The organism is Psychrobacillus sp. AK 1817 (assembly GCF_008807035.1).
Classification (GTDB): domain Bacteria; phylum Bacillota; class Bacilli; order Bacillales_A; family Planococcaceae; genus Psychrobacillus; species Psychrobacillus faecigallinarum.
Genome location: NZ_CP031739.1, coordinates 1,713,644 through 1,725,907 on the forward strand (window position 1 = coordinate 1,713,644; position 12,264 = coordinate 1,725,907).

Here is a 12,264-nt window from a genome sequence, read left to right on the forward strand (position 1 = left end):
ATTAGGAGAGATTTGTTTGAACCTAACTTCGTATCAAAAATTAGCCAATCATTATAACCAATATATAGATGCGTCCATGCGGACGATTGAAGAGAAACTTAACCCTACTGTTACGGAAGATGAGGAGCTTGTTCGAAGAGCGACCTTTTTTGTGCGTAATGGCGCGGTTTCAATTGCAAATTATTCACTAAAGGACAATCGAATTGATTTTGTGGTTAGAGATGTAACTAACATCGAGGTACGATACTTGCCAATGGTTGACCTGATCCATTGCCCTTGCCAAATGCAGAAGCCATGTAGACATATCGTCGCAGCGGTTTTTTATTTATATCAACAAAACAACTCCCTATCCACTTGGATCTCGGAGTGGAAAGCTAACATAGACCACCTACAGCTATCTTTACTTCGAGATGAACGTAGTCCCAAAAGCTGGGATATGCTAGTGGATAACTTTTTTAGAAAGTTTATCTCCAGCTATCCGCCAACAAGCTTTTATCTTTTAGAATTTGCTATTCATGACTTGAAGGCCCAGGTTCGTAAATCTCGACCATTTGAACGAGAATGGCAACCTATCTTTGATGTATATGTCAATCTGGCCATACTAACACGCGCATGGCCTTATTTAATTGAATACAACGATACTAATATGCGTAATCGCGTTTACCAGTTTTTAAATGATTATATAGAGGATATTGATGATAGCCTGTCCCAGCTTGCTGCAAAGCCTAAAATGTTTGCAGCGGACCCCTTTTTCGATCAAATGATGGAAAACGTACGGTCCTTTTACTTTGAAGAGGAAGGCCTTGTTCGTTATCGGAAGCACGTATATTTAGCCTGCTGGGAAGCTTTAGTAACAGATAAAGCAGCGCGAATGCAGGAAGTCAAATATCTTCAAGAGCTGACCATTGAAGAGGACGGAATCCCGTTAAATATGGTACTTCCATACTTTTACCTCACCTTGTCGATGATGGATGAGCTATTAGATTCTGCTGAGCATATGGAGAAGGATCAGCTCTTGGAGTGGGTGGAGGTTTGTGAAAAGGCCATTCATTCCTCCAACAAGGAATTAGTTAGCGAGCTAGCTAGAAAATTACTCCCTCACATTTCTTATTATTTAAATGAAGTCATACAAAACCCTTCTAGAGTCATGCTCATTAGAAGATTAGAATTGCTATTCAACCAAGTAAGTTTAAAAACGGAGGAACTGGAAAAACTGTATCAATCATTCGGTTTATATGGAATCCAATCATACTCCAACTTACTAATCGAACAAAAACGTTATAGGGAATGGATGGCATTGCACCAATCTGCCAACTCATCTCTTGAATATGCTGAGTCCTGTGGATTATCTATAGTGAAGGATGAGGCACCAGAAGTCCTTCTTCCGCTTTACCACCATTATGCAATGAGGTTTATCCAAGAAAAAAACAGATATAGCTATAAGCAAGCTGTTCGTATTTGGAAGAAAATGAAACAGGTAGCGAAGAAAGCAAACGAAATTGATTACTGGAATGCTTATGTGGAAAGTATTCGTGAAAAGTATCGCCGTCTTCGTGCCTTACAACAAGAAATAGAGAAAGGAAACCTGCCATTATGAATAAACCTTTATCTATTACAAAAGAATTTTCCCTGTATATCGATCAAGCAACAAATGGAAGCTTTCTTCTATCATGTAATGATGCGCCTATCGAAAAATGGGTGGAGACGCTCTACTTAAATCATAGAGAAAGCTTTTTTGGTCTTAACGCACAAGTTGAGGATGACGTATTAATAGCTTCTCCAGTAGAAGTCATTGAACTCTTTTCATCTGAAGCTCATCCCTTCATCACATTCTCTGGAGCTACCGAGCCCTCGCTTCAATGGCTTAAAACCTTTAAAGAAGCAGGAAGTGTTTGGAATTCACCTGATCTTTGGAAGACAGTCGAATTACAGGAAGACAATTTAGAGTTGTCTGCTCCCATAGAGGACAAAGGAAAGCAGCTAGTTGAAAATGCTATCAAGCAAAAGCTTTTTCAGGCAGGGCTTACGATGGAGGACCTACCCGCCCTCATTCCTTTCTTTCAACAAGGCGGCTGGCCCCTAAAATCGCAATCGACCCATCCAAATCTGTTAGTAGCATTGCGCCTGTCCGAGCCGGATGAATTTGATGACACCTGGTTATTAGAAACAGTCGTTCGCGGTAAGAAAAGCAGTGTATACTGGACGCCATCCTTCCGAAAAAAAGTATTGCCTATTAAGCAGGCTCTTCCTGATAAATGGAATGAATATAACACCTATATCGAAGAAACTCAGGCAAAAATCTTTTCCCTAGTCTCCTCGATAGATGCCGTAGAACTGTCGACCTTCTTCTCCTCTCCATTAACCGATGAAGAAGTGCGACGTTTTTTACGTGATGACCTAATCAAACTGCAGGCTCTTGGTTTCGAAGTTGTTCTGCCATCTTGGCTGAAGAGCTTGAAAGAATCTAAAATGCGTGTTAAGACTGTTGCAAAGACTGCCAATACTTATAAAACCGCCGCTGGCTTAAATGAAATCCTGCAATTTAACTGGAGTTTTTCTCTAAACGGACAGGAAATCTCTGCAGAGGATTTTCAAAAAATGGTCACTGAAAATCGATCATATATACAGGCAGGCAATGAGTGGTTCCGAATAGATGCTGCGTGGATGCATCAAATTCGAGAACTGATGAAGCAGTCCGAGGATGAAAATTGGACTGTGAAGGAGCTTTTATTCCGAGAAATCCCGGAGGAAATTGCTTTAGCTATCGATGATGATGAGCAATCTGATGAGGATCCATTATTCCAATTTGAAATGCAGCAATCTCTTAAAGTATTGATGGAACAGCTGTCTGAGAAAAAAGGTTATCCCACTGTGGAGGTCTCATCCAATCTGTTGACGACTCTTCGACCATATCAGCAGCTGGGCTTAGACTGGCTTGTATTTATGCGAAATGAAAAATTTGGCTCCTGCTTAGCTGATGATATGGGTCTTGGTAAGACAGTCCAATTAATCGCATATCTACTTCATGTCCATGAAAGCGGTGAACAAACAACGCCTTCTTTGATCATTTGTCCAACCTCCGTGCTTGGAAACTGGCAGAAAGAGCTGGCTAAATTTGCTCCTTCTTTAAATGTCCAAACACATTATGGCACAGCGCGAACCCGAGAAATTGATAAAGAAGCTGACGTAGTAATCACAACCTTTGGTACAGCAATGCAGGACATTGAAGCATTAGAGGATTTAGAATGGGCTAGTATAACTCTCGATGAGGCTCAAAACATTAAAAATATGCATACAAAGCAATCTCGTGCGATTCGCAAGCTTACAGGCAAGCATCATATTGCTTTAACTGGAACACCGGTTGAAAATAGATTGTCCGAGCTTTGGTCTATCTTCGACTTTATTCATAAAGGTTATTTGGGTTCCTTCCGTAAATTCCAGGAAAATTATATCGCGCCGATTGAGCGAGATAACTCTGACTCGGTTAAGCATAAACTCCGGGTCAAAATTCAGCCGTTCTTATTAAGAAGAACCAAGCAGGATCCAGAATTGTTGTTAAACCTTCCAGAAAAATTGGAGCAACGCGAGTATTGTGGTTTAACTACCGAGCAAGCAGCGTTATATGAATCCCTTATTCAAGAAACCGTTAGCAAGCTTGATACACTAACCGGCTTTGAGAAAAAGGGGCTTATTCTCAAAATGCTTAGCAAGCTAAAACAACTATGTAATCACCCGGCCCTTTATCTGAAGGAGCCATTTGATGATGCAGAAGATATGCTTGAACGCTCTGAGAAGCTTGCTCGTATTGTGACACTCGCTGGAGAAATTGCTGCTCGTGGTGAGCAATGTCTGATATTTACACAGTATATCGGAATGGGTCATTTGCTGCAGCATTGCCTGACTGAGCTGTTCGATATAGATGCTCCTTTCTTGACAGGAAGCATGCCAAAAAATCAGCGTGACCATTTAGTAGAGGCGTTTCAGGCAAAGGAATTCCCTGTATTCCTTCTTTCCTTAAAGGCTGGTGGAACTGGTTTGAACCTTACTGCCGCAAGCCACGTGCTGCATGCGGATAGATGGTGGAACCCTGCAGTCGAAAACCAGGCAACTGACAGAGCTTATCGTATCGGTCAAACTAATTTCGTCCATGTCCATAAGTTCATAACTATCGGTACAATTGAAGAAAAAATAGACAAACTTCTTGAACAGAAGCAAGCATTGTCTGAAGAACTGATCCACTCTAGTCAATGGATTACAGAAATGTCGGATGCAGATCTAAAGGATTTGCTTACTCTTTCAATCTAACTGATATCTTGTTAACAAAAACCTGGCCATATTCTGGTCAGGTTTTTTCTCTCTTGTATCATTTGGATGGTTGCGGCCATTCAAAATTTTACACTGGAAGTTTTTTTATTTGTTCTGCTGGAAATTCAAAATCACTTTCTACTTGCTTATTTTCCTCTCTAGTTTGTTCGGTTTCGTCGCGACTTTTGGTAGCTAAAAATCTGATATCCTCCACAATAACCTCTGTTACAAATACTCTTATGCCTTCCCCTTTTTCATAAGATCTTGTGTTCAAGCGGCCAGTGATTCCTACTAAAGAGCCCTTTCCACAGTACTTTACCGTGGTTTCAGCTAGTTTCCCCCAAATTGTGCAAAGCACGAAATTAGCTTCTTCGCTCTTATAGCCCTTACTCACTGCAACAACAAATCCTGTTTGCACTCTCCCCTCAGATAAGTGCTTCAGCTGTGGAGCCTTCGTCATTCTTCCAATTATCGAAACTGTATTCAATCTGTCACCTCCCTTTCATTAGCCATATCATAAGCCTTTGAAAATTTGTTGGCAAAGCGCAGTTATTTCATTTTGGCTCGTTTTTCCGGGTCAAAATGAAATAATGTTATTTGTTTTCAAGAATATTCCTCATCTTACCGCATTCATTGAAATCAAAAATAAGAAATTGGCATTTTCACATTTATTTTTTTCCATAGAATCCCTATGCTATAATGAAGATTAATTAGTCCTACTAAAAGGTGGATTGTATATGAAAACATTTAAAATGATATCCGTGTCCCTTATCCGCAATAATGATGAAATGCCGATTTTACTAGAGGATGGCATAGTAATTAATCAAGAAAATACAAGTCGTTCTTGGATTTTAGAATTATTTATTGATCAAAAACATGAGGATTTCTTTAATGAATTAAAAACATCCAATGAATTATTTAATGCTAAGGTCGTTATCTCTTACCCCGAGAATGAGCCTGCACATTTTGAAGTGGCAACCTACTCCGTTAAGAAAATAGGAGATCATCTTTCCGTGTTACTTCGCGGAACATTAAAGCGTGCACGTAGAAAATACGCTGAATCGTTACTTGCTGAACTTATTGAGGATGGATTAATTGGAGAAGAATTGTTGACACAATTCGAAAAGGATATGAAAACGCGTCCTTCCTTAAAGAAAGACAAAGAAAATTGATATAGGCATACTGACTAATGCCTAAAGAAATAGGCAACTTCTTGTTTACAATACAAGAAGTTGCCTATTTTTTGTTTGATCAACCATTTCAAATTTAAAAACGCTCCATAAGTTACAGAAAGGGACTATTTATCTTTATTTCCATTAACCTCTGGCTCATCTACAAATGTACGTTCATCCATGTTTGAATGATCCATATTTCCATTTAAATCATTATTATCACCATTGTTAAGACCATTGTTCAGATCATCGTTAAGACCATTCATATCATTCTTACCGTTTGTGCCTTCATTCATACCACCATTAGTAGTTCCAGCTCCGTTATTACCAGTGTTCTCATCAGGAGATGGAGTAATTACACGATTACCGTTGTTTAATTCCCCCATTGGTGTTTCATTGTTTGAAGGTACTGCTTCATCATTATTACATCCAACGAGTAAAAGCGAACATAATGCCACAGTAGGAACGACTTTTTTCAACATAAAAATTCCTCCTTTCTTGATATCGTCATCACACTCTTCACGTGACTTACGATAGGTTATCCAAGAAAAGAAGGAACTATCCTATGGCATTATTACCTCTTTTTTCAATGCTCAGCATACTCGCATATACTTTAAAAGAAGTGGAATAATACTATTTATTAGTCGTTATTTGCAACTGGACCTAATGCAAACAGGATATCTGTTTCACAAACAAGCTCTCCATCGACAGTAGCTATGCCATGTCCTTTGCCCATTGGTCCGCGTAGCTTAGTAAGCTCAACTTCCAGTTTAAGCTGGTCTCCTGGTTTGACCTGTCTTTTAAATCGACAGTTATCAATTCCTGTAAAAAAAGCAAGTCTTCCTTTATTTTCGGGAATTTGAAGCACAGCCACTGCTCCTACTTGAGCCAACGCTTCCACAATAAGAACGCCCGGCATTACTGGATAGCCAGGAAAGTGACCATTAAAAAATTCTTCATTAATTGTTACATTTTTTAATCCAACTGCTCGTTTACCTTCTTCAATTTCTAGAATACGATCAACCATTAAAAATGGATATCGATGAGGCAAAATAGCTTGTAATTGCTCCGTTGTTAGCATGGAATCGTCCTCCAATTATTTACCGTCTTTTATATCAATTATATGTTGGTACGTTTCCCATTTTAGCGCATCCTTCGGCTCACCATCACCTATAACCCCATAGCCAATCATTAGTCCAGCTATTGCAGATATGCAAAAAAGAGCAATAACAATTAGTATACGCAGCCATATAGGAAACATACGAATTTGTACCCACTTGGTTGGTTTGGTATTGTCTACCGTTTCTTTCTTATTTACTTCTTCTTGTACTTTTTCTAACCTACGCTGTTGTCGGCTAGAAGCCTTTACTTCTTCCGTCATTAAAATAACTCCTTACTAGCGAATTCCATTGATCAAGCCCATCATTTGATCGGCGATTGTAATAGAACGAGCACTAAACTGATACTGACGCTGCGTTGTCATTAAATCGGTCATTTCTTTGGAAACATCTACATTAGACATTTCTAAAACCTGATTGCTCAAGGAAATTTCTTCTCTGTCTGCTCCCTGAAGGTCGGTCATTACATCCTCAGCATTTGCACCTAACTCATCTAAATTCTCTGGCATTACAATATATGTCGCAGACAAGTGTTCCATGAATTGTGGCTTTTGCAAAACGGAAACAGCTAACTCTCTTTGTGCTGTAGTACCATCAGGATATGTTGCAGTTAGCACTCCTCTTTCATTTACAGAAAAGCTAGAAGCTCCCTCAGGAATCGTAATAGCCTGTCCCTGTGAGTCGGAAACAGGATAACCATCTCCGTTAACAAGCATCATTTGTCCATTTTCTATTGGAGAAACATAGAAAGCTCCTTGACGAGTGTATGCAGTTTTTTCTCCATTTTGTCCGTCGGGCATAATGATTTGAAAATATTGCTTAGGCTCCTGAAAAGCAAAGTCTAGATCTCTGCCAGTAGACTGGATGCTCCCTTGCTTCCAGTTCATTTGAGACTGTGCAAGTGCTGCTCCCACTCCATAGCGTATCCCAACAGGTGATTGTCTCTCTGTTTTATCTAATTTATCGTTATTAAATTGCTGATAAAGTAATTCTTGGAATTTTACTTCTTTTGACTTATATCCATGGGTATTTGAATTGGAAAGATTATTCCCTATAATATCCAGTTGATTTTGCAATTGGGACATTGTGTTTGTTGCTGTTATCATTGTGCGTAACATTCAACCACACCTCCTTGGTTATTAGTTAACACGACCAACCTCGTTGACAGCTTTCTGCATGCTCTGATCGTATGCTTGTAGAATTTTTTGATTGGCTTCAAATGTTCTATATGCTGACATAAGCTCTGTCATTGTTTTCGCACTGTCTACATTTGATCCTTCAATATAGCCCTGTTGCATAGCAAAGCTCACATCACCAGTATTATACGCGGATGGTAGCTCCGTGCCATCTTCCGTTCTATATAAACCATTATCCTGCTTCAATAAACGATCCGGATTAGCAGCATATGAAACCCCTAGCTGAGCCACCGCTACGTCATCCACAAAAACTTGGCCATTATCCCCTACACGGAAATCATCATTTTGCAATTGAATACGTTGGCCTGCATCATCTAAAACATATAGTCCACTTGCATTCGTTAAAAAACCTGAAGCGTCCAATGTGAAGTTTCCGCTACGTGTATATGCTTCTCCCTCAGTTGGGTGTTCTAAACGGAAAAATAGCGCACCTGATTGCCCTGATTCTGCATCCACTGGAAGTACTCCATCGATTAAAGCTATATCAGTGTTCAAGCCTGTTTGCTGAAGCTGCCCCTGTGTTTGCAGAGCAACGGTTTCTGACATATAAACGCCTGTACTAATTCCACCGACAGTTGACAGTTTTTTCCCACTGATCGGATTCTCCGTAGGAATTTTAGCTGGCCCTAGACGTGACATCAGCATATCTGGAAAAGAACGAATGGTAGACTGATCAGCCTTAAAGCCTGGTGTATTCGCATTAGCCATATTATTAGTTAGCAGCTCGGTTCTACGCTGTTGAGCAATCATCCCAGATGCTACAGTATTAAATCCACGAAACATGATGAAGCCTCCACTCTTATCTTCTACTTATTTTATCGATATTATCTAGCATAATTCCAGTGCCAATAGCCACACAATCCATCGGTTGTTCCGCAATAAACACAGGAACCTTTAATTCTTCCATCAACAGACTATCCATACCATGTAGTAGCGCACCGCCACCAGTGATAATAACGCCACGGTCAATAATATCTGCGGACAACTCAGGCGGTGTTTTTTCTAACACATTTTTGGCAGCTTGTACTATGACAGATACAGACTCTCTTAACGCGTGTTCGATTTCATCAGATTTAATAGTAATCGTTCTTGGCAGACCTGAAACCATGTCTCGCCCACGGATATCCATCTCTTCATGACGACTGTTTGGAAAAACAGTTCCAATCTCAATCTTTATATTCTCAGCTGTTCGTTCACCGATTAGAAGCTTGTACTCTTTTTTGATATATTGAAGAATATCGTTATCAAACACATCTCCTGCTACCTTAATAGACTCCGAGGTAACTATATCACCCATAGATAGAACAGCAACATCAGTTGTGCCCCCACCTATGTCTACAACCATATTCCCGCTTGGTTGGAAGATATCCATCCCTGCTCCGATTGCTGCAACTTTAGGTTCTTCTTCTAAATAAACCTTTTTACCACCAGATTTCTCCGCAGCTTCTCGAATGGCCTTTTGCTCCACACTTGTAATGTTTGTCGGACAGCAAATTAAAATTCGTGGCTTCGATAAGAATCCCTTTACGTTTAATTTATTAATGAAATGCTTAAGCATAGCTTCTGTCACATCAAAATCCGCAATTACTCCATCTTTTAACGGGCGAATAGCCACAATATTTCCTGGGGTTCTACCTAGCATTTGTCGAGCTTCTTCTCCGACTGCTAGTACTTTATTCGTATTTCTATCTAAAGCGACCACTGAAGGTTCGTTTAACACAATCCCTTTTCCCTTCACGTGAATCAATACATTTGCTGTTCCTAAATCTATTCCTATATCCTTTGCAAACATTACCAGTGTTTCCCCTTCCTTGCTATAACTTTTGTTTGTAAACTCCGTAATGTATCTAACTTCTAATTTTATCATAGTTTTGTCATAAAAACAGTTTTTTTGAAGAGTATTTTGGAAAAAATTATGAAGAAATTAGAAATTTTTGACGAATTATAAACTATTATCCCGATTCTTCTATAGGTCAGTACGCTCATTTTTATGTTGTGACTTTAGAGGGGAAATTGAGTAGGAAGCTGTCTGTTTGAAAGATATAGTATTTCAGTTGATAGTTACGAATTATTTTGTGTGTTCTTGAAAGACTATTCCTGAGCTACGGATTTTTTTCAAGTATCACAATTAGTTACCATATGTAAGGGGATTAATTGTCCATAAGAGCTTTCCTAGCAATAGTTCCCTCCCTAGAGGATTCGAACGTTGGACTTCGTTATACAAGCAGTGTTTCATACTTTTTAGAGTATACAACTTTTAAGTCAAAGAATCTGTTGCAGGCTCTCCTGTTATTAGAATGCCTTTCCTCCTTGCGCTCTCTCTTTTAAAATGGGCTTTTCCTGATGCTAATTTATTTTTATTGACCTATGTATATTTTATAAAGACTTACTCATACTACTCAGACAACGAATTATTTCGGATATAAGAAAAGGCCGTGAAATAATACATTTCACGACCTTACCTATCTTCCTTTTTGGTCCTCCATTTTTGCTTCGTAGCTTCTCCGCCTCGTAGGTGTCTGACTGACTTATGGTAAGCAAGGATTTCTTTGACTTCCTTAGCCAGCACAGGATCCACAAGGTGGAGTCTTTCGGTTAAGTCTTTGTGTACGGTGCTTTTGGAATGACCTGTTTTGCTCGCAATAGCGCGAACTGTTTTCTTTGTTTCAATTACCATTTCACCCAAACGTATGCATCTATGACGAATCGTTTCGTGCACCAACTCTTCCTTTCGTTAGTAAAGGAACACTTTTCACCACTTTATGCATAGCGAAGGGCTAATATGAATTAAAATGCTAGATATGATTCCGGATTTACAAGGACTCCGTTTTCTAATACTTCGAATTGAAGATGGATTCCAGCAGTAGGATTCCACTCATTTTCCGCTGCGGTTGCAAGGGATTGTCCTTGTTCCACTACATCTCCTGCTTTTACTAGAATGCCAGTGACAGAGCGATATTTTGTTAGCATACCATTTGCATGAGAGATTACGATTTCGTCACCAACAAATGGATCAAGATTTACTTCTTCTACTTTTCCGCTTAATGCTGCAACAACTTCAAATGGCTCGTTCTTCATAGTTAGGGAAACTCCTGTGCTAGCTACGTAAGTTTGATCAAAAACAAGTAGAGATTTCTCACGAGTCGCTTCGTCTGCTTCCATATCATAGTAGTGCTGAACAATTTCAACGTTATCTAGCATAGCTTCTTTGAAAGGGTATTTCATAGATTCTGCTTTAGCGTTCGTTTCAATTGTTACTTTGTCTGGATTACTTGCATCGGTCCACTCGGATTCTTCTGCAGAATCATCGCTGACATATACATTATAACCCCAAATCATTCCAACAAATGCTACCGAAAAACCTGCATATACTAGTGGCCAAAACCAAGGTTTTTTCGGGCTGTTACTCTTCTTCTGAGAAGGCTTTTTAGATTGTTCTTCTCTCATTTTCATCACCTCTAATTGCATTGTTGGCATATTAAGGAGATTTTAAACATGGAGAAAAACTTTTTATTTCGGTTCCTGTATAATAATGCAATAAAATATCATGAGCCTTCGTAGAATCGTTAGCCATTACCTCAGCTCCATACTGGCTCATTCCTACTCCGTGCCCATATCCAATAGTTTCCACTACAACTTTATCATTTTGAAAAGCTATTGAAAAATCAGTAGAGGGTAGTCCAAGTAAAGTTCTAATTTCTCTGCCTGTCCAACTTTTGCCGTTCATTTCTACTGACTTTACTCGATTGGAGTCTGTCCGTTCTATTTTGACAGTACCCCCAATATTATTAGACCACTTCATCTTAAAAGTGTCCGACCATTCTTTACTCGTAAATTCAAATTTCTGTTTCATTTTATTTGAGAATTGCTCTTCCTTTTCACTCGGCACTGATACTAAATAGGGAATTGCATATCCGCTATAATTCTCCGCGCTTTCTGTTTGCCCATTGCTTGTTGAAAAAAACATTGCAGTGATTAACTGATTCTTATAAACAATAATTTCTCCCTCTGTAGAAGCTACGATTTTTTGAAGCTTCTTTTCGTATTCCTCAAAGGAAGCACCCCAACGCTTTTTTCTCTCCTCTGGACCAACATACACTTGCTTCTGTACCGTCTTGTCGATTGACTTTGCTCCGTAATCGGTTTCTCTTAAAACATAGGTCCTAGCAGCAATAGACTGCGCCTTCAATGCTTCTTCATGGAATGTGATTGGCATTTCCGCGGCAACTACTCCTAATACATACGTTTCTAGAGGAATTTTTTCCTTTACCCCTTTCACCTCAATTTCTATTGGACAGTCAACTTCAGTTTCCGGTACGACTTCTGGTGCAGCTTTTTCTTTCACTCTGTCTTTGATCAATAAAAAAGGTAATAACATAAGGCAGATGCATACGATTACTAAGAGAATGTTTTGTTTCATAGGGGTAATATATGCAGCTACAAAGAATCTAATGACGGACAAGCTATAGAAAA

13 protein-coding genes are annotated in these 12,264 nt (G+C 39.3%); 3 read left to right on the forward strand and 10 right to left on the reverse strand.

The annotated features are described in order from the left end of the window. Window positions 1-16 precede the first annotated feature (16 nt). Together D0S48_RS08555 and D0S48_RS08560 are read left to right on the forward strand one after the other, a co-directional pair. Window positions 17-1,597, forward strand: coding sequence for a hypothetical protein (locus D0S48_RS08555; protein ID WP_151111283.1), 1,581 nt, complete (start codon window positions 17-19; stop codon window positions 1,595-1,597). Further along, window positions 1,594-4,305, forward strand: a complete 2,712-nt coding sequence (locus D0S48_RS08560) for a DEAD/DEAH box helicase (protein WP_151111285.1) — start codon at window positions 1,594-1,596, stop codon at window positions 4,303-4,305. The genes D0S48_RS08555 and D0S48_RS08560 overlap by 4 nt, the downstream gene beginning before the upstream one ends. An 88-nt stretch (window positions 4,306-4,393) precedes the next feature. On the opposite strand, the gene D0S48_RS08565 is transcribed toward D0S48_RS08560, so the two are convergent. Beyond that, a complete protein-coding gene (locus tag D0S48_RS08565) occupies window positions 4,394-4,792 on the reverse strand; it encodes a single-stranded DNA-binding protein (RefSeq protein ID WP_144540476.1) in 399 nt (132 codons plus the stop codon). Window positions 4,793-5,042: 250 nt separating this feature from the next. On the opposite strand from D0S48_RS08565, the gene D0S48_RS08570 reads away from it, so the two are divergent. Beyond that, window positions 5,043-5,477, forward strand: coding sequence for a YwpF family protein (locus tag D0S48_RS08570; protein WP_144540478.1), 435 nt, complete (start codon window positions 5,043-5,045; stop codon window positions 5,475-5,477). A gap of 125 nt (window positions 5,478-5,602) precedes the next feature. Here the strand turns inward: D0S48_RS08570 and D0S48_RS08575 are convergent, their stop codons facing one another. The 9 genes from D0S48_RS08575 to spoIID all read right to left on the reverse strand — a co-directional run bounded on the left by D0S48_RS08575 (window position 5,603) and on the right by spoIID (window position 12,253). Continuing rightward, complete coding sequence (locus D0S48_RS08575; RefSeq protein ID WP_151111287.1) at window positions 5,603-5,959, reverse strand: hypothetical protein; 357 nt, start codon at window positions 5,957-5,959, stop codon at window positions 5,603-5,605. A gap of 158 nt (window positions 5,960-6,117) precedes the next feature. Next, a complete protein-coding gene (gene fabZ, locus D0S48_RS08580) occupies window positions 6,118-6,558 on the reverse strand; it encodes a 3-hydroxyacyl-ACP dehydratase FabZ (RefSeq protein ID WP_151111289.1) in 441 nt (146 codons plus the stop codon). A gap of 15 nt (window positions 6,559-6,573) precedes the next feature. Continuing rightward, entirely contained in the window at window positions 6,574-6,858 is a 285-nt protein-coding gene (locus tag D0S48_RS08585; RefSeq protein WP_151111291.1) for a DNA-directed RNA polymerase subunit beta, read from the reverse strand. A gap of 15 nt (window positions 6,859-6,873) precedes the next feature. After that, window positions 6,874-7,713, reverse strand: coding sequence for a flagellar hook-basal body protein (locus D0S48_RS08590; protein ID WP_144540487.1), 840 nt, complete (start codon window positions 7,711-7,713; stop codon window positions 6,874-6,876). A gap of 21 nt (window positions 7,714-7,734) precedes the next feature. After that, a complete protein-coding gene (locus D0S48_RS08595; protein ID WP_151111293.1) occupies window positions 7,735-8,574 on the reverse strand; it encodes a flagellar hook-basal body protein in 840 nt (279 codons plus the stop codon). Window positions 8,575-8,590: 16 nt separating this feature from the next. Further along, window positions 8,591-9,583: a rod shape-determining protein gene (locus tag D0S48_RS08600; RefSeq protein WP_151113772.1), complete on the reverse strand. Its 993-nt coding sequence runs from the start codon at window positions 9,581-9,583 to the stop codon at window positions 8,591-8,593. A 666-nt stretch (window positions 9,584-10,249) separates the two neighbouring features. Then, window positions 10,250-10,510: a sporulation transcriptional regulator SpoIIID gene (locus tag D0S48_RS08605; RefSeq protein ID WP_144540588.1), complete on the reverse strand. Its 261-nt coding sequence runs from the start codon at window positions 10,508-10,510 to the stop codon at window positions 10,250-10,252. A 68-nt stretch (window positions 10,511-10,578) separates the two neighbouring features. After that, window positions 10,579-11,238, reverse strand: coding sequence for a M23 family metallopeptidase (locus D0S48_RS08610; protein ID WP_144540591.1), 660 nt, complete (start codon window positions 11,236-11,238; stop codon window positions 10,579-10,581). Window positions 11,239-11,269: 31 nt separating this feature from the next. Beyond that, window positions 11,270-12,253, reverse strand: coding sequence for a stage II sporulation protein D (gene spoIID / locus D0S48_RS08615; RefSeq protein ID WP_225321723.1), 984 nt, complete (start codon window positions 12,251-12,253; stop codon window positions 11,270-11,272). Between the last annotated feature and the right edge of the window lie 11 nt (window positions 12,254-12,264).